General features: G+C 45.8%; 21 protein-coding genes. 5 read left to right on the top strand and 16 right to left on the bottom strand.

Features of this window, described 5'->3' with window-relative positions; translation table 11 throughout:
* Positions 1 to 215: 215 nt before the first annotated feature.
* Together AC27HD_RS11020 and AC27HD_RS11015 are read left to right on the top strand one after the other, a co-directional pair.
* Positions 216 to 4,256, top strand: coding sequence for an ExeM/NucH family extracellular endonuclease (locus tag AC27HD_RS11020; RefSeq protein WP_487105814.1), 4,041 nt, complete (start codon positions 216 to 218; stop codon positions 4,254 to 4,256).
* An 18-nt stretch (positions 4,257 to 4,274) separates the two neighbouring features.
* Entirely contained in the window at positions 4,275 to 4,877 is a 603-nt protein-coding gene (locus AC27HD_RS11015; RefSeq protein WP_487105812.1) for a PEP-CTERM sorting domain-containing protein, read from the top strand.
* A 122-nt stretch (positions 4,878 to 4,999) separates the two neighbouring features.
* Here the strand turns inward: AC27HD_RS11015 and AC27HD_RS11010 are convergent, their stop codons facing one another.
* Entirely contained in the window at positions 5,000 to 6,256 is a 1,257-nt protein-coding gene (locus tag AC27HD_RS11010; protein ID WP_487105810.1) for a GNAT family N-acetyltransferase/peptidase C39 family protein, read from the bottom strand.
* Positions 6,246 to 7,712 carry a RimK family protein gene (locus tag AC27HD_RS11005; protein ID WP_487105808.1) on the bottom strand — a complete coding sequence of 489 codons (1,467 nt, stop codon included), beginning with the start codon at positions 7,710 to 7,712 and terminating at the stop codon, positions 6,246 to 6,248. Before AC27HD_RS11005 ends, AC27HD_RS11010 begins: the two co-directional genes overlap by 11 nt.
* A 209-nt stretch (positions 7,713 to 7,921) precedes the next feature.
* On the opposite strand from AC27HD_RS11005, the gene AC27HD_RS11000 reads away from it, so the two are divergent.
* Both AC27HD_RS11000 and AC27HD_RS10995 read left to right on the top strand, forming a co-directional pair.
* The gene (locus AC27HD_RS11000) at positions 7,922 to 8,149 is read left to right on the top strand and encodes a hypothetical protein (RefSeq protein ID WP_032094677.1); all 228 of its coding nucleotides are present in this window, start codon (positions 7,922 to 7,924) and stop codon (positions 8,147 to 8,149) included.
* 224 nt (positions 8,150 to 8,373) lie between these two features.
* A complete protein-coding gene (locus AC27HD_RS10995) occupies positions 8,374 to 9,006 on the top strand; it encodes an MCP four helix bundle domain-containing protein (protein ID WP_487105806.1) in 633 nt (210 codons plus the stop codon).
* A gap of 95 nt (positions 9,007 to 9,101) precedes the next feature.
* On the opposite strand, the gene AC27HD_RS10990 is transcribed toward AC27HD_RS10995, so the two are convergent.
* The 14 genes from AC27HD_RS10990 to gmk all read right to left on the bottom strand — a co-directional run bounded on the left by AC27HD_RS10990 (position 9,102) and on the right by gmk (position 25,453).
* Positions 9,102 to 11,015: a tetratricopeptide repeat protein gene (locus AC27HD_RS10990; RefSeq protein ID WP_487105804.1), complete on the bottom strand. Its 1,914-nt coding sequence runs from the start codon at positions 11,013 to 11,015 to the stop codon at positions 9,102 to 9,104.
* A 423-nt stretch (positions 11,016 to 11,438) separates the two neighbouring features.
* The gene (locus AC27HD_RS10985; RefSeq protein ID WP_487105802.1) at positions 11,439 to 12,620 is read right to left on the bottom strand and encodes a BaiN/RdsA family NAD(P)/FAD-dependent oxidoreductase; all 1,182 of its coding nucleotides are present in this window, start codon (positions 12,618 to 12,620) and stop codon (positions 11,439 to 11,441) included.
* Positions 12,621 to 12,623: 3 nt separating this feature from the next.
* The gene (locus tag AC27HD_RS10980; RefSeq protein ID WP_487105800.1) at positions 12,624 to 13,658 is read right to left on the bottom strand and encodes an ABC transporter ATP-binding protein; all 1,035 of its coding nucleotides are present in this window, start codon (positions 13,656 to 13,658) and stop codon (positions 12,624 to 12,626) included.
* Positions 13,658 to 15,178: an ABC transporter permease gene (locus AC27HD_RS10975; protein ID WP_487105798.1), complete on the bottom strand. Its 1,521-nt coding sequence runs from the start codon at positions 15,176 to 15,178 to the stop codon at positions 13,658 to 13,660. The genes AC27HD_RS10980 and AC27HD_RS10975 overlap by 1 nt, the downstream gene beginning before the upstream one ends.
* Positions 15,175 to 16,209 (bottom strand): extracellular solute-binding protein, encoded by a 1,035-nt coding sequence (locus AC27HD_RS10970; RefSeq protein ID WP_487105796.1) that lies wholly within the window; start codon positions 16,207 to 16,209, stop codon positions 15,175 to 15,177. Before AC27HD_RS10970 ends, AC27HD_RS10975 begins: the two co-directional genes overlap by 4 nt.
* A gap of 9 nt (positions 16,210 to 16,218) precedes the next feature.
* Positions 16,219 to 17,028 carry a hypothetical protein gene (locus AC27HD_RS10965; RefSeq protein WP_487105794.1) on the bottom strand — a complete coding sequence of 270 codons (810 nt, stop codon included), beginning with the start codon at positions 17,026 to 17,028 and terminating at the stop codon, positions 16,219 to 16,221.
* A gap of 416 nt (positions 17,029 to 17,444) precedes the next feature.
* Entirely contained in the window at positions 17,445 to 17,918 is a 474-nt protein-coding gene (locus tag AC27HD_RS10960) for a peroxiredoxin (protein WP_349377669.1), read from the bottom strand.
* A 9-nt stretch (positions 17,919 to 17,927) separates the two neighbouring features.
* Positions 17,928 to 18,764: a class I SAM-dependent methyltransferase gene (locus AC27HD_RS10955; protein ID WP_487105792.1), complete on the bottom strand. Its 837-nt coding sequence runs from the start codon at positions 18,762 to 18,764 to the stop codon at positions 17,928 to 17,930.
* The gene (gene recG / locus AC27HD_RS10950) at positions 18,757 to 20,829 is read right to left on the bottom strand and encodes an ATP-dependent DNA helicase RecG (RefSeq protein WP_487105790.1); all 2,073 of its coding nucleotides are present in this window, start codon (positions 20,827 to 20,829) and stop codon (positions 18,757 to 18,759) included. Before recG ends, AC27HD_RS10955 begins: the two co-directional genes overlap by 8 nt.
* 132 nt (positions 20,830 to 20,961) lie before the next feature.
* On the bottom strand, positions 20,962 to 21,669 hold the full coding sequence (trmH, locus tag AC27HD_RS10945; protein WP_487105788.1) for a tRNA (guanosine(18)-2'-O)-methyltransferase TrmH: 708 nt from the start codon (positions 21,667 to 21,669) through the stop codon (positions 20,962 to 20,964).
* A 3-nt stretch (positions 21,670 to 21,672) separates the two neighbouring features.
* A complete protein-coding gene (locus AC27HD_RS10940) occupies positions 21,673 to 22,059 on the bottom strand; it encodes a RidA family protein (protein ID WP_032094693.1) in 387 nt (128 codons plus the stop codon).
* A 24-nt stretch (positions 22,060 to 22,083) separates the two neighbouring features.
* The gene (gene spoT / locus AC27HD_RS10935) at positions 22,084 to 24,195 is read right to left on the bottom strand and encodes a bifunctional GTP diphosphokinase/guanosine-3',5'-bis pyrophosphate 3'-pyrophosphohydrolase (RefSeq protein WP_349377673.1); all 2,112 of its coding nucleotides are present in this window, start codon (positions 24,193 to 24,195) and stop codon (positions 22,084 to 22,086) included.
* Positions 24,196 to 24,361: 166 nt separating this feature from the next.
* Positions 24,362 to 24,634 (bottom strand): DNA-directed RNA polymerase subunit omega, encoded by a 273-nt coding sequence (gene rpoZ, locus AC27HD_RS10930; RefSeq protein WP_487105786.1) that lies wholly within the window; start codon positions 24,632 to 24,634, stop codon positions 24,362 to 24,364.
* A 177-nt stretch (positions 24,635 to 24,811) separates the two neighbouring features.
* Entirely contained in the window at positions 24,812 to 25,453 is a 642-nt protein-coding gene (gmk, locus tag AC27HD_RS10925) for a guanylate kinase (RefSeq protein ID WP_487105784.1), read from the bottom strand.
* Positions 25,454 to 25,609: 156 nt separating this feature from the next.
* Between gmk and AC27HD_RS10920 the strand changes: the two genes are divergently transcribed.
* Entirely contained in the window at positions 25,610 to 26,281 is a 672-nt protein-coding gene (locus tag AC27HD_RS10920; RefSeq protein ID WP_487105997.1) for an alpha/beta hydrolase, read from the top strand.
* Positions 26,282 to 26,397: the final 116 nt, after the last annotated feature.

The raw sequence follows: 26,397 nt of genomic DNA, 5'->3' as shown, positions 1-26,397 counted from the left end.
CCATCAGTCTGAAAAAACATACCCAATGTTACAGTTTAGCTTTACCTGAACAGGGGTACAGGTAAGTTATTCATTAAGTAAACTTATTTAAAAGCCATAAGTCACTGAAAAATAACCTTTGTGATGTTTATATTATTATTTTCATTAAGTACTTGCTGCTAATACCTATGTATACGAATTTATACCTTCTTATAAAAAATGCCGGGGGCAGAAAGATGGTGAAGCAGAGTGGAAGTAAAAAGCCAACGTTAATGAAGTCAGCAATGATGATCAATGCACTACTAGGTAGCGCATTATCTTTTAACGTTATGGCCGACACAGTATGGCAAGAAAATTTTGAAGCAAGCGCACTTCAAAATAAAGGTGCGGTAGGCGTGAACGAGAGCTCTGTCACAATTGATATGGAAGGCGTGACTCGTTGGAACATCGATGTATCAAATGCTGGATTAACCGCCACAAGCGACTGGTTTAAAGTGACGGGGAATGCCCTTCAAGCTAGAGACGTAGATGGCGAAGTAGTATGGGAATCTGAGGCTATTGATATTAGTAGTCAAGAAAACGTAAACCTAGACGTTCTCCTTTCCCAAAACGGTATATTTGAAGAAGCTGACTATATCAATGTATTTTACTCAGTAGATGGCCAAAGCTTTGAATTAGTCACTCTAGCCAATAGTGATGGAAATACGGTTAAAGACGACTTTGGCACAGCAACTGTGACGGCATCTATTCCTCAAGGTTCAAGCCTAGTTATTCGCGTTGCAATGGCAAACAATGCAGGCAGCGAATATTTAAACCTGGATAGCGTAACGGTAACTTCGTCGAATACTAATAACGATGGTGGCGATACAGGTGGTGGTGACGATGACTCTCCAAGTACAGAGCTTCGAGTACTGACTGAAACCTGCTTTAACTGCCCTGATCTTCAGGCTATTAACCTAGCTGATGATTTTGTTGATTCTACTTACTATGCCTCCCTCAATACGGCATTATCGAATCAAGAAAGCGCTGAGTCTTTAAAGGCGGCTACACAAGATATTATTTCAAACGGTCATCGTAAGCTGTCTTACTCGGAAGCCTGGACGGCACTTACTTATACCGATGAAGACCCTGCAAATACAGACAATGTTATTCTTTTCTATAAGGGTACGTCGCAGTCTAAATTCACCAACGGCAGCGGCTCACAAAGCACTAATCAGAATAACTGGAATAGAGAACACGTATGGGCAAAAAGCCATGGTTTCTCTAGTTCAAGCCTTACGGCATATAGCGATATTCTACACCTGCGCCCTACAGACATTTCAGTAAATAGCTCTCGGGGCAATCTTGATTTTGACTTCAGTGATAGCGAACTGTCTGAAGCGCCAGCAAACCGTGTAGACAGCGATTCTTTTGAGCCACGCAATGCAGTTAAAGGCGATGTGGCTCGTTCATTAATGTATATGGACGTACGCTACGATGGTTCGAGCAGCAGCGATGCTGAAGCCGACTTAGTGTTGCTAGACCGCTTAACCACCACAGATGAAGCAGCACTTGGCAAACTTTGCGTACTGCTACAGTGGCACGAAAGCGACCCAGTTGATGAATTTGAGCGCACCCGTAACAATCGTGTTTATGAATTCCAAGGTAACCGTAACCCGTTTATTGATAAGCCCGAACTTGCGTCTCTTATTTTTAACGAAAGCTGTGATGGCAGCGGCGGCTCTGATGGAGAGACTGGCGGCGATAATGGTGGCGATACAGGTGGTGGCTCTGATGATGGTACAGGCGGCGGCTCAGATGATGGTACCGGCGGCGACACAGGTGACGTGTCTACTAACAGTGTATACATCTCAGAATATGTAGAAGGTGGTGGTTTCAATAAGGGTATCGAGCTTTTCAATAGTTCGTCAGAGTCTGTGGATTTGTCTGGCTATGCCCTTCGCCTTTACTCAAATGGCGCTACTGCCGATAGTGATGGCAAAGAGCTTCCGTTAGAAGGCGTTATAGCGTCTGGTGACGTAGCCACGTATGTTCACAATAGTGCAGACCCAGCAATGGTTGGTGAAGGCACTACTTCAAGCAGCTTTGTTATTAACTTCAACGGTGATGACTACATAGAGCTTACTTATCAGGGAAGCGTGATTGATGCGGTAGGTACCTTTGGCGTTAAAACGAATTGGGGTAAAGACAAAACCCTGGTTAGAAAAGCAACCGTCACTGCGGGCAACCCAAATCGCAATGCTAACTTTGACGCAAGTGTTGAATGGGATATTTTCGCCAAAGACACACTTGAGTATTTCGGTGCTCATAATGGCGATATTAGCGAGCCTACAGATCCAACTGACCCAGTAGACCCCACAGATCCAACCGACCCTGTGGACCCAACTGACCCCACTACTGAAGTAACGCTTATTAGCGCTATACAGGGAGAAGGCGACTCATCACCTCTATTAGGCTCAACGGTATTAGTTGAAGCGGTCGTCACTAAAGTAGTGCCTGAAATGAATGGGTTCTTTGTTCAAGAAGAAGCCAGCGATTCAGACGGTAATAATGCCACATCAGAAGGGGTTTTTGCTTACTCTACAACCTTTACTGACATGCCAACGGCAGGCGATGCGGTGCGGTTGCGTGCTGATGTTGTCGAGTTTAATGGCTTAACCGAGCTTGCATTAACCGAGAACGTAGAAGTATTAGGTACGGGTGACAGTGTTTCATACACTACAGTGTCCATGCCATTTACAGCTGAATTAGATTTAGAAGCGTTCGAAGGTATGCAAATTAGTTTCGAGCAAACGCTAAAAGTAACGGACAACTATAACTTAGGCCGTTACGGACAATTCAACGTGGCATCTGAACGACTCATGATCCCCACAAACCAGTTTGTTGCAGGCTCGCAAGCAGCAATTAACCTTGCCGAGCAAAACGCGCGTAACTCACTGATTGTAGACGATGGTGCAAATTCACAGAACCGCGATGACATTCCTTTCCCAGTAGGTGGCCTCTCGCATACTAACCCATTGCGTTTGGGCGATAGCGTAGAAAACTTAGAAGGTGTAGTTCACTACGGCTTTGGTTCGTATTACTTAATCCCGGTAAGCGACCTTCAAACCGTAAGAACGAGCCCAAGACTACGCAGTCCAATTCTCAACGCCGTAGGCGATGTAAAAGTAGCCAGCTTTAATGTACTTAACTACTTTAACGGTCCTGATTTTCCTACTCCTCGTGGTGCAGACTCTGAAGCCGAGCTACTCCGTCAGCAAGCAAAAATCGTGTCTGCTATCTTAAGCATGAACGCCGATGTGCTTGGATTAGTTGAAATTGAAAATGACGGCGACAGCAGTGAGTCAGCTATTGCTTCATTAGTGGACAGCATCAATGCAGAACTTGGCAATGACGCGTATAGCTACATTGCCTCTGGCTCTCAGCTTGGTGGCGACGCTATTGCGGTAGGTATTATCTACAAACCATCAGTAGTCACACCAAGTGGCAGCCCAGTAACCTCTTCTGAAGCGCCATTCGACTTTGGTAATCGTCAGCCTCTGCTACAAAGCTTTACGGTAAACGGCAATGGAGAAGACTTCACCTTAGCGGTAAATCACTTCAAGTCTAAAGGAAGCTGTGGAAGCGCAACGGGCGACAATGCCGACAGTGGTGATGGTCAAGGCTGCTGGAATGCACTTCGTACCGATGCTGCTCAAGCCTTACTATCTCTTGTTGAGCAAAATAACGATGTTCTTTCGCCTCGTGTACTCGTAATGGGTGATTTAAACGCATACGCAAAAGAAGAGCCTATTCTTGCCATGGAGTCTGCTGGCTACAGCAACTTGGTAAACCAGTTTGATGGTGACGGCGCATACTCATACAGCTTTGGTGGTGAGATTGGGTATTTAGACCATGCCTTATCAAGTGCCTCGCTAACCGAGTTTGTAGTAGATGCTACCGTATGGCATATCAATGCCGATGAACCGCGGGTGTTCGATTACAACGTTGAGTTTAAATCGGATACGCAGCTTTCAAGCTACTATGCGCCGGATGCATATCGTTCGTCAGATCACGATCCTGTGGTAGTGGTGCTTAACTTCCCAGAGGAAGTGACAGTGGGTGATTTAGACGGCGACAACGATGTGGATTACAACGACATTATGGCGTTTTACCAAGCCTTCTTGTCGGGTCAGCCCCTTGATAGCAGCTTTGATTTCAACAACGACGGCAACGTTAACTTTTTCGACCTTCAAGCGCTAATGGCAATGTGTACTCGCGCTGGTTGTGCAATTTAATTTTTAGGAAGTATTACGATGAAAAAACTATTTTTACTACTTGTTGCCATGGCAACTTTTAACGCGAACGCTGCGCTTATTAGCGTATCCACTGATAAAGCGGTTTATAACGTGGGCGATACGGTAACTGCAACGGTCAGTATTTCTGACTTGTTTGATGATAATTCTGTGCAAACGCTTTTTTCCAGTTATTTAACTTCACTTACGTTTGATACATCTTTTTTAGAGTTAGTGTCGGGTAGCGCTATATCACTAAACCCTTATGGGACCAATGCAGTTTCTTTCCCGTTGCTTCCGCCTCAACCAGCTGATTTTTTTGCGGCAATGCTGAATAGCCCGGTTGGAAATATTTTGGCAGTGCAGTCAGTAGCAAATACTACCGACCTAGCAAGCCAGTTCGGCCGAGCTACCATTGGGTTATTTACCGTTAACTTTATTGCCAATGCTATCGGTGAATCGACAATAACGATGGGGCAAACCACTATACCTAGCCTTCCCCTACCCGTTGCAACTCAAAATGCTAGCTTTTCGGTTGCACAAGTCCCTGCCCCAAGCACAGGTCTACTTGCAGCACTTGCTCTCGCGGGGCTTGCGCTATCCCGTCGACGCGCTAACGCATAATAGATAAAACCTGATAAGTAAAAAGCCCAGCGTCTGCTGGGCTTTTTTGCTTGAGCTACTTACTATTTTAAATTGCTTCGTTTTTAAAAAGTACCTGTGGGCTGAATACGGCTTTATTTCTACTATTGTGCTGAAGTAATCTCTCGAGGCTTAATCACCAAGCACGTTCGTAGCTTTGTTTTGCCAAACACCGACAATGATGCAAAGTCTTGCTTTAGAATAGGCAGGTGCTGATAATCTAAATCAATGTCTTCGCTGTCTGCTGTATCTACGTCATTCACACCAGCGTCGTTTAAGCCAATGCCACCATTGTGATTCGTACTATCTAGCCTCACGCCAGCTTCATCATAAAACCCTTCGCTTCCATCAGGATCGTGTAAATACAAGCAACGTTCATCAGCATGCGTTATTACTACCCAATGAGGCGCTTTTATCCCGTGAAATTGATATGTACTAATAAGGCAAATAACGCCGTAACCTTTGCTTAGTGCCGCTTCAATTTCAGCCAGCTGAATGTCTGTTTTATGTACCGCTATGTTGGCCTTTAAAGCCTGTTCAATAAAATCCTGCTCTACAATGCGCATAATCGACTTTTTGTGTTCGCTGCGCACGCCATCTACAAACAAATCATTTATTTGTGTGGAATATACTTCAACGTCGAACCCTCGCTGGTGTCCAGCTAACGCTAAACCCAAAGGATGGCAACCGCCATGGCCTGAGGTCATAAAAATAGTGGTAGCTTGTCGCCAAATCGCAATTTCAGTGGTTTGATCAAACCGCGTATCTTCTTGCACGTACTTCATCGCCATCATTAAGGCACTAGGCCCACACGTAAACGCCGTAGTTTGCTTATACCACGGGTAGTGTTGTTGAGGGCCAATAGCGCTTGCATACTGTATGGGCTTTTGAAAGCGCAGCGCATCGGCACCTGTTGCGTAATACTGCCGATAAATACCAAACTTGCGATAGCCTAACTGCTTATACAATTTGATTGCCGCTTTGTTATCTTCAGCAACTTCTAAACGAATAAACAGCTTTTGTTTCTCGGCCGCTAACGCTTCAAGCTTTTGCAAAAGTGAAGGCGCTATCCGCTGCCCCCGAGCTTCAGCAAGTACCGCTAGAGAATACAGGCGAGCAGAGCGACTGCCCTTGCGCAAAATAACAAGGCCGTAACCTACAATGCCGCTGCCGCTTTCCGCTATTAGCAAAATACCGTGCTCAGCCTTTATCCAATAGCGCATACGCCTGCGCGAAAGCCTGTCGCTTTCAAAACAGCGTTGCTCAATGTGCTCTAGGGCATCTAAATCGCCTGCCTTTGCCAGTCGAAAACTAACCACAGATGGGCAATGTTGCGCCTGGCTCTTTAAGCTAGCGTCCACGGGCTTCCAACCTGTTTACAAACTCCTGCATAATAATCATATAAAGCTCTTTACCAAGGTAAAGGTCTTCAACCTTAGCCTCAATGCTGGGGTTGTCGTTTACCTCAATGACATACACTTTGCCGTTGGCCTGCTTAATATCAACGCCATACAAGCTTTTGCCAATCATTGAACATGCTTTTATCGCTGCATCTAACACAGGCTTTGGCACTTCAAAGGTTGGCAGTGTTTCAAACCCACCTGACGTGTTGGTTTTTGCGTCATGGTTGTATATTTGCCAGTGGCCTCGAGCCATATGATATCGACACGCGTAAATAGGCCGGCCATTTAATACGCCAATGCGCCAGTCAAACTCAGTAAAGATATATTCTTGAACTAATACCAAAGCGGATTCGTTTAGCATGGCTTCAAGCTTACCTTTCAGCTCGTCATTATCCTTTACTTTAAATACGCCCATTGAAAATGAGCTCTCTGGCAGTTTCAGTACCATCGGAAAACCAAATTCATCGGCTAGCATTTGGCACGTTGATGCCGTGTTGTCAGACACAAAGTGACTCCGTGGCGAGGGCACCTTGTGATAGCTAAACGCATCGTGCAAATACACCTTATTACAACATTTCAAAATGCTGGTCGCGTCGTCTATTACCACTAATCCTTCCTGCTCTGCCTTGCGAGCAATATGATAAGTTGGGTGGTTAATGGCCGTGGTTTCACGAATAAATAGCGCATCATAATGAGTAATATTAGCTGCGGCCTGCGCTGCATTTACCACTTCAGCGTTAATACCCACAAGCTTCGCCGCTTTAATAAAATGCTTAATCGCTTTAGCGTCGCTAGGCGGTGTCGCTTCATTTTCATTACATAAAATCGCCATATCCCAGCGGGCTTGCTTTTGCTTACTTCCACGTAGCCAGGTTTTTTCTACGTAGCTTTGAAGCGCATTGGCTAACGCTGATTTGTCTTCACCGTTAGCGGTGCACCAGTCACCAAAACCTACCGTCATTACCGTAGCGCTTGATTGTTTACTTACCGACACACGCAAAAAGGGCGCTGGAAAACGCTCGAAGGCAAACTTGGCGATTGCGCTCATCGATGCTGCTTTAGTGGTACCAAAAAACACATCACAGCGACTGCCATCAATGGCTTCATCGCTCAACGATTTTGGCAACGTAACGGTTTTCATTTGAAGCGACTGCTCTTCACTTTCAATGATCAAATTATTAATGGTATTCACGCTTGGCAGTACTTTGTGCGTGCGCGCTTCGGCTAACAATGAACAGTAATAGCCCTTACTTAAATAGCGGTCGGTTGCGCACAAATTGATAACGCGCATTTTGCCTTCCCCACGCTTGGGGAATTGTGAAAGGTATTGTTCAAAATCAACCACTTCGCAGTTTTGAAAGTGCAGTTGATGAGCATCAGATAGTGAGTCGACAACAATTAGTGTTGTTATCATTTTTAATTCCAAATAGGTACATGTCGCACACTACATGCGACATTGAGTTGATTGCGCGGAATATAGACTTTTTTGATGCTATATCAATGGATGAACAGCAGTATTTGAACGAAATAATTTGTCCTTAACGGTCATATTATTTTGCTCGTATTTTGGCCAATTAATTTTAAGCTTAATACGTTCACTGAATGAACTGATTTGGAGATAACATGAAATATATTTGGTTATTAGCAGGGCTAGTTTTTTCTGCGACCACGTTTGCTGACGAAAGACCAGTTGCGAGCAAGGAACTTGTTCTTGAGTATAAAGCGTATTGTGCAGAACTTGCCGAAGATGAAGGCACAGACGGCTTATCACTTGATGATTATTTGCTTAGTTGTATCAATGAAGAGCTAGACATAGAGGGCTATCAACCTGTTAAGTCTGTTCCACGTTAACAGTTTTGCATTACACACATCCTTTTCTGCGCCTACACGTTAGGCGCATCTCCTATAACAGCGACAACATTGCGATTAGCAACCTTGTATCTCTGCGCCGCTCCACCTATCATTTTACAAATAGCAAACATAAAACTTACAGACCCATAGACGGCTAACGAACTGTCGTTGGTGTTCAGCGTTGGTGTTCAGCGTGCCTGTAATGTAGCGTGAAAGGAGGGATCATGAGCTGGGCAAGTAAAGGGCTATGTACGGTTGTTTTTCTTACGTCGCTTGCGTTGGTATATGCCATGGTCGAGACCAACCTAAATAGCTTTAATAATGTGAAAGATTCTATTGAGGAGATTTACGAAGATCGCCTTGTGGTAAACGGAATGATTTACGAACTCGCTGGTTTCTTGCATGAGAAGGAAGTCGCACTTGCGGCTCAAAACTATACTTTTTTCACGAGTGAAAATGAAAAGGTTAACAAACAAGCCTTCGCCATTATTAATGCGTTTAAGAAAACCTATTTGACCGACTTTGAAGCGTTCACGCTGAATCATTTTGAAACCAGCTTTACTGAGCTTGTCGCGTTAGAAAAAGAAGTATCATCAACTGACAAGAAAACAGTTGATACCGCAGCAATTGCAACACTTCTACTAGACCTCAAGGCGTTAAATAGTGATTTAGATAAACTATCTGATATTCAGCTCGCAGAAGGCAAGAACAAGTTAGCAATCAGCAAAAAAGCCGCTGAATCGATGAATACCTACCGTTCACTTGAGAAGTACTTTTTAATCATCACAGCGGTACTCATCTTTATCATCATCTTACTCCCCTCTTCTCAAGCAAAAGATGAATTTGTATCTGAGTAGTTTTATCGCTGTGAGTTTAAAGCTGTGAAATTATAGCCTTAGGTTTTAAGCTGTTTAGTGGCTGCTGTGCGGTAATAGCAGCTTAAGGTCAGGCGTTATATTTTCACACCCAGCTTCTCGCGCATTTTTTGTTTTTCTAGCTCAACTTGAGAAAAGAATTCTTTGAAGAAAGGATGACCGAGTTCATCTTTATAGGCATAGCGTAGAGAAGGGATATCAAACCAAACTAGATCTGGTCTATATGAATAGCTTTCTAACAAAGCCGAGGCTTGCTCATATTCCTTTGCAATAATGAGTAATTCTAATTCCCACCATTCGATTGCGTAAAATTGATAAGATTCGGGGTACTGCTTTTTATATTTCCGCAGTACATTTAACGCCTTATGAGCTCTTGCAGTCGCTTCTTGATTTTCACCCAACTTTTTTAATATAAGAGCATAACCAGCCACACTATGTATTTGCGGCAAAATATTTTCTGGTGGAATCAGTTCGTAAAATCGCTTTCGCAATTCAGATAATTTCTCCTCTTTTTGTGCCCGGTCAAAAAGTATCGAGGCATATATACTACTAAGCTCAAAATGATCCTTTATTTGCATTCGCTCCCAAAGCTCCTCAAACTTGATAGCCGGCAGTTGATTGGGCGTAAAATAGGTATCAAGATAGGTATTAGTCGACCAAACCCCTTTACTATTCATATCAATACTGTTCATCAGTGATTGAGCGGTCGAGTGATCCTCTAATAATGATAAATTAGTAATATAAGAGAAAATATGTCGCTGATTGGGGTTTTGCTCATAAGCCAATTTATGTTTTTTAAACCACGCTTCGAAACTCAAGTGAACTGTAAAGAAGTCAACATCTTCGGTAGTGGCAGTAGTAAGGAGTTTTTTCGCTTTATCTGGCTCCAAGCACTTTAATATTAGGTACCGGATTTGATTTTGAAGCTTTTCTTCTACGCCACTTATATCTAAATTGCTGACATTCTCATTTATTTGTTCGCATGGCGTAAACGATGATACCAATGTGAGTATATAACCTTTTACAAAATGATAATCATAGGGGTAAGCCCGAATCGCCTTGCGGTATAACTGCTGTGCTTTAGTAACTGAATATCCATAATCATCGTATTTAACAGCTAAAGTGAACAGAGCATCTCGGTTAAGTGGGTCGAGTTCTAACGTACGCTCTGCCATTGCGATGTTTTCGTTGTTACTCATGCTAGCATTTTCTGTAAAAGAAACCTCCATCATGGCAACATACGCGCCCAGCCCCAGTATTGCCGGCGCATCCGGATATTTTTGAAGCAGTTCTTCTAATATGTTAATCGCTTGCTTTATGCCCTCGCTGGTTTGGCGGTTGGCCAATGCTCTAGCCTTAACTAATTGCTCCACTTCTATATAACTTAGTTTATCTAATGCAGCTGAATAGCGATCGTCTTTATGAATAAGATTGAGTTTAAGTGCGGCAGCAACCTGGTCTCTCACTTCTTCTTGCAGCGTAAAAATATCTTTGAGGGTACGGTCAAAATTATCAGAAAATAAGTGGCTGCCAGTTTCGGCCTCAATGAGCTGCACAGTTATCCTTAAATTGTTGCCGTTTTTTCGCACGCTACCCTCAATGAGATAACCTGCGTCAAGCTCACTGGCAATCATCTTTAGGTCTTTATTTACGCCCTTATAAGCAAAACTAGACGTACGCCCCAGCACTTTTAGTTCGCGAATACGCACTAGCGTATTAAGTAGTTCTTCTGTTAACCCATCAACAAAGATGTCTTGGTCTTCTTCGGTACTCAGATTTAAAAAAGGCAGTACTGCTAAAACTTTGACTTCTTCTGCCTGCGAGTCCGCTTCAACGTTTTGCGCCAGAAGCTCGCTTGATGCAGCGGGCACGTTTTCGTAGGCTGATACACTTTGATTTTCAGCAGCAGACGAGACCGAAGCTGGCTTTGCTGTGGCAGGCGATGTTGAAAACCATATTTTATCCACAGCAACATAAACAATCAAAAGCACAATAAGCGTTACTAAAAGACGATTTATTTTTTGTCCGGTCTCGTGTGCAATTGAAACTTCATCGGGAACTTTGCGGGTCGGCTTTACGCCTTCGGGGGTAAGCTCAAAGGCCCACGCGAATATGCAGGCTACGGGCAAACCTATGATAAGTACAACGGTAACACCGGTTCCAAAAGCAGTGGGCAGCTTTAAGTAAGGAGAGACCACAGCAATAACTTGTAAAATAAGCCATGCCGTTACCATATACACGCTGGCTACTTTTACCACGTTGCGGCGCTTTAACTCAGTGATAAACGACATGCGAGTCCTTTTGCTGTACAAAATACACTCAGTCAGTATAGGTAGAATCTATGGCAGATACTAGCCTTTAATGTACATATCTAACTTGTCATGGATTACTGTGGTATTGGTGGGAGAAATAGCTTACACCGCCTGCCCGGCGGCCCAGCCGCTGCTCCACGCCCATTGAAAGTTGTAGCCCCCTAGCCAGCCGGTGACATCCACTACTTCACCAATAAAATAAAGCCCTTCCACATTGTTGGCCATCATGGTTTTAGACGACAGTTCATTGGTATTCACGCCGCCAATAGTGACCTCAGCGGTGCGATAACCCTCTGTGCCGTTTGGCTTGATATGCCAGTTTTCTAACGTGTTTGCGATACTTTCGCATTCACCGTGAGAGAGTTGCTTCACCGGTACGTTGCGCCATTCGTTTAGCTCAATAAAACTTTGCGATACGCGTTTGGGAAAAATTTTATTTAAGCAGGTAGCAAGCAGTGCGTCAGGCGTTTGTGCTCTGGCGTTATTTATCAGCTCGTGAGGGTCGTTATCGGGAGTCGTATTAATACTTAATGTATCGCCGGCTTCCCAGTAGCTGGAAATTTGCAGCATAGAAGGGCCGCTTAACCCTCTATGTGTAAACAACATGGCCTCTTTAAAGGTGGTGTCGTTGCAGCTTGCGTAAACATCTACCGCTACACCACTTAAATCGGCAAGGGTTTCTTTATCTTTGTCATGCAAAGTAAATGGTACCAGGGCCGCTCTCGTTGGCAGCACATCTAGCCCAAATTGCTCAGCAATTTTATAGCCAAAAGGCGTTGCTCCGAGTTTCGGCATACTTAAGCCACCCGTAGCCACCACAAGAGATTCGCATTCGTAGTCAACATTTGAAGTGGATAGTATGTACTTACTTTCGCGCTTCTCTACCGACAATATTTCGCAGCGTGTGGTTATCGTCACTTTGGCTTTTTCACACTCTTTAAGCAGTAAATCAACGATATCTTTAGCGCTATCGTCACAGAACAGCTGCCCCAATGTTTTTTCATGGTAAGCAATGCCGTACTCAGCAACGAGTGAAATAAAATCCCACTGCGTATAGCGGCTTAAAGCCGACTTACAAAAATGCGGGTTTTGAGACAGAAAGTTCTCTGGTCCTGCGTACATATTAGTAAAATTGCAGCGTCCGCCGCCAGACATAAGTATTTTCCGACCGACCTTCTTGGCATGATCAAGTACTTCTACGCTACGCCCTCTTGCTCCAGCTTGCGCAGCACAAAAAAGACCTGCAGCACCCGCTCCAAGCACTATCACATCACGTTTAATCACGTATTAAGCCTCTCTTGGAAATACTGCTAACGGGTGGGTAGTAATAAGCTGCATATGCGCACGCTCACCTGGCTTAATCGCATTTTCGTGGCTTACACGTACTTTAAGCTGACTGCCGTTATCGTGGGTGACAGCATAAAGTCGGCTTTCACCTTCATAGCGCACCCAGTCTACCGTACCATTTGGCGCGGCATGAGCGGCGTCTAAACTTAGATCGTCCGGGCGAACCAGAAGGTCTACTAAGCCGTTTGCGTTTTGAAGCGGCGTACCCGGCACGCGGCCAATGTCGGTGACCACTGTGTTATCGATATTGCTCGCGCTATTGTCGAAGCTGGCTTTTAAGAAACTCGCCTCACCCATAAAACGCGCTACAAAGCGGCTGTTTGGGGTTGAATAGCACGACTCTGGCGTGTCTAACTGCTCTAAAACGCCTTTGTTCAAAATGCCAATTCTGTCACCTACACTCAGCGCTTCTTCTTGATCGTGAGTCACCCAAATAGCCGGTACGCCCGCTTTTTTAAGGGCGTCGCGTATTTCCCAACGCAGGCTGTCTTTAAGCGCAGCATCAAGGTTTGATAGGGGCTCATCAAGTAATACAAACGCGGGCTCGTGAGCCAGAGTTCTCGCCAATGCCACACGCTGCTTTTGACCGCCAGATAAACTGGCTGGCTTCACGTCGCGAAAATTGTCTAACCCCAAAAGGGCTAGCCAATGGTCGGCTAAGCTTGTGTCGTTTAAGCGAAAGCACACGTTTTGCTGAACAGTAAGGTGAGGAAACAGCGCAAAATCTTGAAATACCATGCCTACGTTGCGCTTTTCAGGCGGAACGTGCTTAGCCGGCGTGCTTGTCCACTTACCTAGGCGAATTTCACCTTCAGATAAAGGTATTAGGCCAGCTAGCGTCTGCAAAATAGTGGTTTTACCACAGCCTGTAGGCCCTACCAACATGAGTATTTCGTCTTGCCCAAGTTCTAAATTTAACTTGTCGACAACGCGGGTAGACCCATAATTCACTGACAAATTACTGACACTTAGCATTACGAACGTTCATCCTCGGTAACGGTAAATTGGGCTTTTCGTTCGCCCGATAGCATTAGAACTAACCCAACGCCTGATAATAAAACTAGCAGCAAACCCGGCACAGCGGCGCGGCCAAAATAGCCTGCTTCGTAAACACGCCACATATAAGTAGCAAGTGTTTCAAACCCTGTTGGCCCAAGCATAAGGGTAGCCGGGAGTTCTCGCATCGCTTCTAAAAAAACTAATGCAGCACCGGCAATCATACCACGAAGGGTTAGCGGTAGCGTAATTCGTGTAAAGGCTTCTCTGGGGCTTGCGCCCAGTACTCTTGCCGCTTTTACTAGGCCTGAATCAATATTTTCGGCGGTGGTTCTTACACTGCCTACTGCCAATGGCAAAAAGCGCAGTACGTAAGCCATAACTAATAACCCTAGAGTTTGATATAGCGCCGGAAGCTGTAGGCCAACGTAAACCAGTGCGGTACCCATAACGATGCCCGGTACACCAAAGCCAAAGTAGGTAATGCGCTCCATCAAACGCCCCGCTTTCCCTGCAATAGCAGCATGGGCAACAGGAATAGCCAATAACACCGCCACAAGAGCTGCAAGGAAAGAAGCGTGGGCAGAGTTCCATGCGTAGCTTAATTCAAAGCCTCCGGTTCCCTCACGAACCAGCCAAAGGGTAAATATAGCGAGAGGTAATACAATTGCCATCAACACAATGGGCATGGCAGAAAGCAGCATCAAATTGCATTTCCAACGCGCGGGGAAAAGTGACAGGTGTCGACCAGGGCGCTCTGTTGCGCCACTAATGCGGCTCTCAATAAATAGGATAAGCCCGACTATCACCATAAGCTGTAAGCTCAGCATGGCAGCTTGGCTTAAACCAAACGCATTGTATTCAACGAAAATAACGCGGGTAAAGGTATCGAGGCCCATTATGGCTGGTGTTCCAAAATCGGAAAGCGCATAAAGCGCGGCCAACAAAGCCCCCGCCGCAATGCTGTTTACTACTCGAGGCAACACTACACGCCAAAGGCTTGCACCTAATGAAAGTCCTAGCGTACGAGCCGCATTCACTAAACTGGCGTCTAAACTGAGTAAGCTAGAACGCGTGGTCATCATAACAAACGGGTAGGTATACAGGCTCATAACAAGGGCCGAGCCCCACAAACCACTGATAGGGGGTGTGGTGATACCCAGCACGTTTTCAATTTCGCCACCGCGACCAAACGAAAAATACATGGCAAACGCGCCAATATAGCTGGGTAACGCCAGCGGGGCTGCAAGCACAATTAGCCAAAATCGTTTAAACGGCAACTGCACGTAGGCGGTAAACATTGCCAGCGGCACACCAATAATCACTGCGCCAATAATGGTCAGCACCATTAATGCAACCGTGTTGCCTAGTACTCGTAAATTATGAGTATCGAATAATTGCGCACTGTCTTGAGCTAAAGAAAACAAAACGCCGACGGGCAATAAAGCCATCAGCGCAATGAGTAGTGCCAGTGGGTACGACTTTGGCCAATGTGTCACAGTACGCCAACATCCCTCATCATGTTAAGGGTTGGGCGCAAGTCTGCAAGTTTGCGAAGATCAAGTTCAGGAGGAGACAGCGAGGTCAGGCTCGCCAGCCCTTCTGGTGCAGCCACATCTTGCACCAATGGAATTTCATAGGCTTCTCGAGCAAGGTAGCTTTGCACTTCATGGGTCAATAAATAACGAATGAAGTTTACCGGCAAATCGCCATCGCTTAAGGCCACAATACCCGATGCGTTTACCAAACAGCCTGCATCGTTGTTCGTGTAGGCTAACGCCACATTAGCGTCAGGCTTGCCCGATTTTAAGCGTAAGGTGTAATAATGATTGGCAAAGCCGATATCCACTTCACCACGCTCTACGCCCATAACTACACCAAGCTCACCAGCATATTTCTTAGCATTGCGGTTAATGCCTTTTAACCACATGCGAGTAGCTTTTTCACCCTCGAGCACGCGCATTGCCGTAACGAAGGACTGAAATGAAGAGTACGCAGGCGCCCAGCCAATTTTTAAATCGCTGTCTGCTAATGCCATTACGCTATCAGGAATTTGTTTCGGGTTAACGCGCTCGGTGTTGTACGGGAGCGTGCGTACTCTACCCGTTACCGGAGACCAACTAGGGTATTGAAAACCAGGCTTTAACTGATTGGTAATGCTAGCAGGAAGGGGCTTTGCTGCGCCCGAATCGGTAACCATACCAATAGAGCCTGTGTCTACCGCCCAGAATAAGTCAGCGCGCTTCACGCCTGCTTTAGTCTCAGCCACAATGGTATTCGCCAACGCGGCAGAGCCACCGCGGCGAATTTTAAGATTTAACTTAGGGTTGCGCTTTTTTATCGCATCGAGAACATTCTCGTAAAGCCCGCCTTCCCCACGCCCTAAATACAGCGTTAGGTCGCCCTCTAACTTAGGTAGCGATTCTACAGAAACACTACCGGCTACAGGTGCGGCTTGGGCTAAACTGAAAGGTACACTGCCCAATACACCTGCGGCAGCTAAACCTTGTAAGAATGTTCTTCGTTGCATCTAGGTTCCTTAAAATACGTCTTTACGGCCTTTCTCTGCTTCTACAAGCAGCACACGCGCTTTGTCTAGTTTGCTTTGCATGGTTTCTACCACGCTACGCACACCGTCTACGCCTTTATCTTGAGAGATAGCTTGCGGCAATGTAACGTTAAAATCTTTTTCCAACGACTCAACTAATGCGGCGTCTTTTGCAATTAGATCGCCCTCTACCCCTTCAAAGCGCTGAAGGTAAGTATCGTGAACTAATGTGGTAGCCACTTCATTAAGCTGCTCTGCATATTTGGCAACAACGCGATCTAGTCGAGTTTTAATATCGTCGATAACAGCTGGACCGGTGGTAGGTTCAACTTCAGTGGTTTGCACTTCGCCAACCAGTCCGCGCTTTTGATACTGGGACGCAAGTTTAACTGCGCCCAGCGCTTGCCACAAGGCGTGGTTCAATTTCTCTTGCTCGTGGCGCACTACATCAACAGCTTTGCCTTCATCAATGGCCACTTTTACGCCATAAATACCCTGCCAAATTGAGGCATAAATAGGGACATACTGAGTTTCAATTGCCGAGTGAAAATCCACTTCTTCCCAGTATTCCATTAGGGCATCGGTTTTAAGGCTTTTATCTTTGTTGGCGTAGGCATCTACCACACTACCAAACTTGCTTTCCAACCACTCTACTTCTTCAGTGTATTCACCGATATGAGCGTGCAGATTATTTACATGGTCGCCTATAGCTCCATTCGCCATCGCGTGTCCTGTCACCATAGATAGTGACATCACTGATACAGCCAAAAGAGCACTCATTTTTTTCAATGTTGTTGTCATACTTGTTCCTAAAACATTGTTCTGTAACGTTGGCATCTGCGCAAATGATACTTATTATCATTAACTAAGTAAAGGCAACTCACCTCGGCTACCGGTTGTATACCTATGCTTAAGAGCATGAACTCACTCAATACTGGACCGTTTTAACACAGGTTCAAAGTGACTCACCCGTCTTGCGCACTGCCTGAAGGCTCGCGACATATTCGACGGAGGCTTGTTGCTCAAGCGGTAAAAAGCACTGATAGTTATCGCGTTTTGCGTAAGTTAGCGCACTTTTTTATGCGATAGATTATGAGAGTGGCGTTATATTAATAAAAATGAGTCTCAGGTACATTAACTCTTTCTTACAAATACGCTAGAAAACAAAAACCCGCTTAAAAGCGGGTTTTTTAATGGATAAGTAGTGTCTGCAGTGGTTATAAACTTTTTAACATCGACTCTGCATCACTCACTTCAAAGCGGCCTGGATCTTCAACGTTAAGCTGTTTCACTTCACCGTCTTCAACAAGCATCGAGTAGCGCAACGAACGTACGCCACCAAAGTTACTTGTATTCATATCTAGGCCTACTTGGCTGGTAAAAAACGCATTTCCATCGGCCAGCATAGTAATATGCTCCGCGTTGTTTGCTTTACCCCACGCATCCATAACGAACGCGTCGTTTACCGAAAGGCAAATAATACTGTCTACGCCCTTCGCTTTTATTTTATCAGCTAATGCGATGTAGCCTGGCAAGTGAGATTGTGAACAGGTTGGCGTGAATGCTCCGGGTACCGCAAACAATACCACGCGTTTATCAGTAAAAAGTTCATTGGTACCAGGGTTGGTAATTTCTCCGTCAACTAAAAGGCTAAAATCGACCTCTGGTAAAGTGCTTCCAACTCGTAACATGCTGCTCTCCTATTTATTTTGACACAAATACACATCAAATCTGTGTTTCTTACTTTCAATAGCCATTGATGGTTTTTTACCTGCTAATACATCTGCACTGTTTGGACGTTTAACCACCACGCGGTGTTCAGCAAGCTTAAGGGCTGGCGGTAATAACGCATCTGCATCTGGATCGTGACCAAGCAATTGTTGAAACAACCGCATTTCTTTTTTCACCAAGGCTGATTTCTTTTTATGTGGGAACATTGGGTCTAAGTAAATAGCATTCACACTCTCACCTTCGAAGTATTGCATCACCTCTGCACTATTTCCATGTTGAAGTGAAATTCTCTCAGCAAGTTCCGGAAAATGTATCGCTAGTCGCCGAATTCCGTCTTCTAATAACGCGGCAACGATGGGCGAACGCTCTATCATAGTAACCTTGCACCCTACACTTGCCATAACAAAGGCATCGCGGCCAAGCCCAGGCGTGGCGTCTACTACATGCCAGCTGTCATTCCCTTTTAAGCCAATGGCTTTTACAATGGGCTCCTTTCTCCCGCCGCCGTGCTGCTTGCGATACAAACTGGCAGGCGAAGCAAAATCAACCTCTACTGGCAGCACCTTTTTCTCACTGGCATCGGCTAAACCCAACACATTGTCTTTTATCTGTAAGTACAACCCATCATTGGGCTTGTTTTCTGCTATACGTATCGCCTCGGCCCACTTTACGGCTACGTTTTTCAGTAACAGGCTGTCACCGTCATACAAGTTACTGCTTGTGTCGGTAGCAACCGTTATTGGCATTAGCACAGAGGAAGTGGGGAGCGAGCTCCCTGACGCGCTAATGTTTGTATTATTAGGCATTGCCATACTGCTCCTTATGACCAATCCACCGATTAATAATGGCCTGCGCATGGGAGGGGTATTTGTCCCACATGGTATACGCAATCTCTTGTACTTTAGGGATAAGCCCTGCATCGCGCACTAAATCGGCTATTTTAAGCTCTGCCATGCCGGTTTGCCGCGTGCCCATAAACTCACCCGGCCCGCGTATTTCTAAGTCTCGCTGAGCGATATAAAAGCCATCGCTACTTTCTCTTAATACACCTAGTCGCTGAGTGGCAGTTTTAGATAGCGGGCTTTGATACATAAGCACACACTGGCTCTCCACCGCGCCACGCCCTACTCGACCGCGCAGCTGATGCAGCTGCGCTAAGCCCAACCGTTCGGGGTTTTCGATTATCATTATACTGGCGTTGGGTACGTCTACGCCCACTTCAATAACCGTAGTGGCAACCAGCAAATCAAGCTTCCCTTCTTTGAAATCTGCCATAACTTGGGCCTTTTCAGCAGACTTTAAACGTCCATGCACTAAACCAACCTGTAAATCTGGCAGTGCGGTACGCAGAGTAATAGCAGCCTCTTCGGCGGCTTGGCACTCTAATACTTCAGATTCATCTATTAACGTACACACCCAGTACGCTTGCCTGCCGTTGTCTTTGCATGCCTGGCGTACCCGCTCTATAACATCTGCGCGTCGGGTGTCGGGCAATACCACCGTAGTAACCGGGGTTCGCCCCGGCGGCAGCTCATCAATAATTGACGTGTCCAAATCGGCGTAGGCCGTCATGGCAAGGGTACGAGGTATGGGCGTTGCTGTCATAATAAGCTGATGGGGAAAGCGCCCTTGCTGCTCGCCCTTGTCTCGCAGTGCAAGTCGCTGATGCACGCCAAATCGGTGCTGCTCATCAACAATAACTAATGCCAGCTGTTGATAATTGACGCTTTCTTGAAAAATAGCATGGGTACCCACCAGCATTTGCACATCACCGGCTTCAAGCCTTGCTAGCACTTCGCTTCGAGCTTTGCCTTTAAGCTTGCCTGCTAACCAGCCTACCTCAATACCTAATGGCTCTAGCCATCCTCTAAAATTGTTAGCATGCTGCTCTGCTAATAGCTCGGTGGGCGCCATTAACGCCACTTGATGACCTGCGCCAATGGCTGATAAAGCAGCAAGGGCTGCCACTAAGGTTTTACCAGAGCCTACATCGCCCTGCACCAGCCTCATCATAGGTCTGGCGCGCTGCATGTCTTGCTGAATATCTTTCACTACCCGCTGCTGTGCGCCGGTAGGCGAGAATGGCAGCTGTGCCAGCATTTTTTCAATCAGGTTGTAGTCTACTTTTATGGCTATGCCCGGCTGGGCGTCTGACTGCTTACGTACTTTAAGTACGCTTAAGTTGTGAGATAATAGCTCTTCAAGAATAAGACGGTATTGAGCAGGGTGAAGACCCTCTTCTATTTCATGCACATCGGCATCTGGAGGCGGGCGATGTACTGTATGCAAGGCTTCATTAAGCGATATTTGATTATCGTAAATACCCTCAGGCAATAAATCTGCTAGAGCACCTTTATCTAACAGTGCCAAGGCCTGCTCGGTTAAGTTGCGAAGAGTAAGCTGCTTAATACCCTCTGTTGTAGGGTAAACAGGAGTTAACGACTCTTCAATTGGCGGCGCTTCTTCATCTACCACTTTAAACTCGGGGTGCATCATTTCAATGCCCCACTTGCCTGTGCGAATTTCGCCAAAGCAGCGAACCACATTGCCTGGAGTCATCATTGTGCGCTGCACGGCGCCAAAGTGAAAAAAACGGAGCGTTATAGTACCAGTGCCGTCACTAATTTTGACCACCAGCATACGCTTTTTGCCGTACTGAATATCGGCATTCATTACCTCGCCCTGTACGCTGACATGGGTAAACGGCCGGCATTCAGCAACGCTGTAAACGCGAGTTCTGTCTTCATAGCGAAGGGGAAGATGAAATAAAATATCTTGCAGCGTAAACAAGCCAATTTTGTTGAGTTTTTCTGCCACCTTTGCGCCTACGCCTTTTAGCGCAGTAATAGGTGTGGTGGCGAGTGCTTGCATGCAGCCTAATCCTCAATTCAAACGGTTGATTGTGATACTAAAACAGTACATGAAGTGTAAAGGATTGTTGCGGGGTTGGCGAGTACGCTTTAGGCCAGTTTTTACTGACTGGCCTTAGGCTTACACCACTTGCTAGTTGGCTTCTAGTGCTTCAGCCTCAGCTTTGGTTATTTGCATTTCACGCCACCAACTTTCATCGGCAATCACTTCACCCATGTTATTGATTGCGGGATAAGGAAGACCTTTTCGCTTGCATAACTTAAACAAACGCGGATAACCATTTTGAAATGCCAATGCTTGGCACTCTTCCTCTGGTAATTGCTGAGTGTTGTACATACCTGCAATAGTGCGCTGGCGCTGGGCTTCATAAAGCACTAACGCTGCCGCTACAGACACGTTTAGCGACTGCACCATTCCCATCATAGGAATAACAATGTCCTGATCGGCAAGGCCAATAGCTTCGTCAGTAGCACCGTACTTTTCCTGACCAAACAAAATAGCGGTGGGTTTGGTGTAATCCACGTCACGAAAATCTATTGCCGAATCCGACAGATGAGTAACCAGCACCTGCATGTTCTGTGCTTTCAATGTGTCCATGGCACTACCAATATTGTCGTGATTGGTTTGACGCACCCAATCTTGACTACCCATGGCGGTACCGCCACGAAATTGGTATTTCTTTTCCCACACCGTGTGCACACGATGAATGCCTACGGCATCGCAGGTGCGCACAACAGCTGATACATTATGTGGTTTATGCACATTTTCTAAGCACACCGTAAGGTCGGTTTGCCTTTTGTCCAGCACAGATCGTATGCGCTGATAACGCTCTGGCGACATGGCTTACTCCGGCAGCTCCATAACTCCGTCTATCTCTATTTGAGCGCCTTTAGGTAGTGCAGATACCTGTACCGCAGCGCGAGCTGGGTAAGGCTGGTTGAAATAACGGCTCATTATTTCGTTCACTAACGCAAAGTGACCTAAATCGATAAGAAAGATGTTTACCTTTACTAAATCGTTAGTGGTGCCGCCGGCTGCTTCACACACTGCTTTTAGGTTTTCAAATACCTGAACGGCTTGTGCTTCGAACTCTTCAGACACCATTTCCATTGTTTCTGGTACAAGTGGAATTTGACCTGAAACATATACCGTAGTGCCAGCTTTAGCCGCCTGGCTGTAAGTACCAATAGCAGCAGGTGCCTTATCGGTCTGAATAATAGACTTAGACATAAATATTCCTAAATTTTGATAAAATTAGTGTCGAGATTGACTGTGACGAGACACTCTTTGAACCTCTGGCATGGTGCGTATTTTCTTCATTACGCGGGCCAGGTGCACCCGATTGTGCGTGGTTAGTTCTAGGTCAATAAAGTAGATGTTACTCTCTTTCTCTTCGGTTTGCAGACCAATAATATTGGACTCACAACCCGAAATAGTGTTTGTTAACGTTGCCAGCGTACCTTGATGGTTAATAAGTTCAATGCGAAGTGACGCTTTAAACTCACCCTGAGGCTCATCGTCCCACTGCATAGGCAGCACACGCTGCGGCTCTTCTTTGCTTAGCTTGCGAATATTATTACAGCCCGTTTGGTGTATGGTCATGCCTCGACCAGGACTTAGCACAGCAACAATTTCGTCATCGGGTATGGGGTGACAGCAGCGAGAATAATTCACTAACAAGCCTTCTGTACCGCGTATAGCAACGTTGCCTTTCTTATTGGATAGATCGGTTGTGCTCTCGCCCAATAAGCGTCGAGCTACAATAGCACTTAGCTCGTTGCCAAGGCCGATATCTACTAACAGCGCATCGAAGTCACAATGCTTTGTTTCAGCCACCACGCGGTCGATGTCTGCATGGGGGATTTCATCTAATTTTACGCTGCCAAGCGCATGCCTTAGCAGTCGGTTACCCATATTCACAGCTTCTTGTGAATGCTGCTTGCGCAAATACTGGCGAATACGAGTACGGGCTCTGGCGCTTACCACAAAGTTAAGCCAGTTGGCATTGGGCTTCGCCCGTGGCGAGGTAATAATTTCTACCGTTTGACCGTTTTCTAGTGGCTTACTTAAACTGAAGTTGCGACGCTCCACGCGCACGCCAACACAGGTATTACCTACATCAGAGTGTACCGCATAGGCAAAGTCCACAGCAGTGGCTCCCATAGGCAGCTCAATAATGCGGCCATCAGGAGTGAATACGTAAATTTCATCCGGGAATAAATCGGTTTTTACCGATTCAATAAACTCAAACGATGAACTGGCTGACTGCTGAAGCTCTAATAAGCTTTGTGCCCATTTTCTTGCACGCATTTGCGCCGTAGTGCCACTATCTCCAGGCTCTTTGTACAACCAATGGGCTGCAACCCCTTTATCTGCCATTTGGTCCATTTCGTGGGTTCTTATTTGAACCTCCACTGGAATACCGTGAGGGCCAATAAGAGAGGTATGAAGCGACTGATAACCATTGGTACGCGGAATGGCGATGTAGTCTTTAAAACGGTTTTCGATGGGCTTATATAAGCCGTGCATAGCGCCAAACGCGCGATAGCAGTCGTCTACAGACCCTACCACAATGCGAAATGCATACACGTCCATGACCTCGCCGAACATAAGCTCTTTGTTTTTCATCTTGCGATAAATAGAGTAAAGGTGCTTTTCACGGCCTAACACATTAGATTCAATGCCATACGCATCTAAACGAAGACTCAGCTCTTCGCGAATATTCTCGATAATTTCTTTTCGATTGCCTCTAGCCTGGCGTACCGCCGATTTAAGCGCGCGATGACGCATGGGATACATAGCTTGGAAACCTAAGTCTTCAAGCTCATTTTTAATATCGTGAATACCTAAGCGATGAGCAATAGGTGAATAGATTTCAAGGGTTTCCAGCGCTATGCGGCGGCGCTTGTCTGGTCGCAAAGACCCCAGCGTTCGCATGTTGTGAGTTCGATCGGCAAGCTTAATAAGAATAACCCTGATGTCTTGCACCATGGCCATCATCATTTTACGAAAGTTTTCTGCCTGCGCTTCTTGTTTGCTGCTAAATGCAATTTTATCTAGCTTACTTACACCCTCTACGAGTTCAGCAACCGTATCGCCAAAGGCTTTGGCAAGGTCGTCCTGACTGTAATGGGTGTCTTCAATAACATCGTGTAGTAAGGCAGCCATGAGGGTTTCATGGTCCAGATGCATATCGGCAAGTATGCTGGCTACTGCAACAGGGTGTGTGATGTACGGGTCGCCACTAGAGCGCATTTGACCATCATGGGCCTCTTGCGCCAACACGAAAGCATCTTGAACCAGCTGCACTAAATCAGCGGGCAAATACTTAACAACTTTCTGCTTTAAACCTTCAAACAAATACACAGCGTAAAACGGCCCCTAATTTCAGTACTTCGTTAAGAATACGTTTATTTTCACATTAATCCAATACGCTAAAAGCAAAGCGCCAGTGCTTTTTTCAAAGCACTGGCGCAAATTTGCTTGTAACCGACCTAAAAAGGGCTGGCTACAATGTCTAGCTAAACAATGTTTACTGTTCAGATAGGATATTCGCAACAGAAGAAAACTCTACGTTATCTTCACGCTCTTGTGTTTGAAGAGCATCTTGTTCAAGGGTGACTGCTGTAACCAAACCTTGTTCGATTTCACGCAAAGCCGTTACGGTTGGCTTGTCGTTTTGAACGTCAACCATAGGATCTCTCCCGCCAGTGGCAATTTGACGTGCACGACGAGCAGCAACTAGCACTAGGTCAAAGCGGTTACCAATTTTATCTACGGCATCTTCTACAGTTACGCGAGCCATCTATTTCTCCGAAAATCAGGTTGAGCGAGGAATACAAAAAACAGCCACGCAGTATACACGCATACCATTTGCGATCCTAGCACTTTGTTGAAATATAACACAGTAGGATCGCGCCGATCTTACTGTGTTAAAGGAAGGGCGAAAACCGAGTGTTAATCGAGTTTAGCAGTGCCGCTGCTAAGCAGTACCTAACAGCGAGTCGAACAGAGGCTGATGACGAATTTGCTGCTTAGCAGAACGCAAGCGTTGGGCTATCACTATGGCCTCTAACTCGTTTAATGCTGTAGCGAAGTCATCGTTAATAATAATGTGACCAAACTCATTAAAATGAGACATTTCATCCACTGCCTTTGCCATACGGCTAGCGATAACTTCGTCGCTGTCTTGGCCTCGTTGGTTCAAGCGTTGTTCTAAAACATCTAATGATGGCGGTAAAATAAAAATACCGCAGGTATCTGGCATTAACTTGGTGACTTGTCGCGCACCTTGCCAATCGATATCTAAAAATACATCTATTCCACGATACAGCGTTTGCTCAATGGTCACTCGCGACGTACCGTAATAATTACCAAATACTTCCGCATACTCAAAAAACACGCCTTGCTCGATTAGCGCTTCAAATTGCTCACGAGTCACAAAATGATAGTGCACACCGTCCACTTCGCCGGGTCGAGGCTGTCGCGTTGTGTGCGATACCGACACCTGCATGGGGGTGTTTGCATTACCCTCATACTTTTCCATTAATGCTTTGATAAGACTAGATTTTCCAGCACCAGATGGCGCTGCAAGAATGAATAAATTACCGAGTAGTGAGGCCATGAAATAATAAAGTTTTGTTAAAGTATGGTGATTTTAGATGTCAATGATAGCATATTGGATGTTTATGCCGTAACTATCACGTTAGGCATATGCGCTAAAAATCAAAACAACCCGCCAATGAAGGTTGTGAACTATAACTCACTAGGAACAGAAACAATGACTCAGCCCCTTTTACCCTGTGTAGAAAGCACACCCGCCTCCACGCCTGACGCCTGCGTTATTTGGTTACACGGACTTGGCGACTCAGGTCATGGTTTTGCACCTATCGTGCCAGAGCTCAAGCTTCCTGGCTCCATGGCTGTTAAGTTTCTTTTTCCTCACGCTCCTGAGCGCCCTGTCACTATAAATGGTGGTATGAGAATGCGCGCTTGGTACGACATAAAATCCCTCGATTTTGAAAGTCGCGCCGACCTAGATGGCGTTGAAGAATCGGCAGCTCAGGTAGAACAGCTGATCAATGCGCAAATAGACAGTGGAATTCCTGCTAACCGTATTGTGCTTGCAGGCTTTTCTCAAGGTGGCGTCATCGCTTTGCATTTAGCACCACGGTTTAACGCTAAGCTGGCAGGTGTGTTGGCGTTATCAACTTATATGTGCGAGCCTTCGTTGCTGGCAAATCAGGCAAACGGCATTAACAAAGAAACACCGGTAATGATGGCTCACGGAGACCAAGATGAGGTAGTGCCGGTATTTATGGGTAACGCCGCGTTTAAAACCATGACAGAAAATGGTTTTAACGCCACATGGCAAACTTACACCATGCAGCATAACGTATGCATGCAGGAGCTAAACGACATCAGTGCATGGCTGCAGTCGGTGCTTTCTTAAAATTGCTTTTTATGGTCTGAGGTTTTGTGAGCTCAGGCTTTATGGACTTGGGCTTTATGGGCTTGGATTTTGAAAAGCCGGGCTTAAGAGAACGTGTCTGGCTGTTTTGACTTAAG

It is taken from the genome of Alteromonas sp. 4NS20-0143, assembly GCF_057542855.1.
The sequence above is the reverse complement of the archived record's forward strand: the minus strand, read 5'-3'. Positions and strand labels throughout refer to the sequence as shown.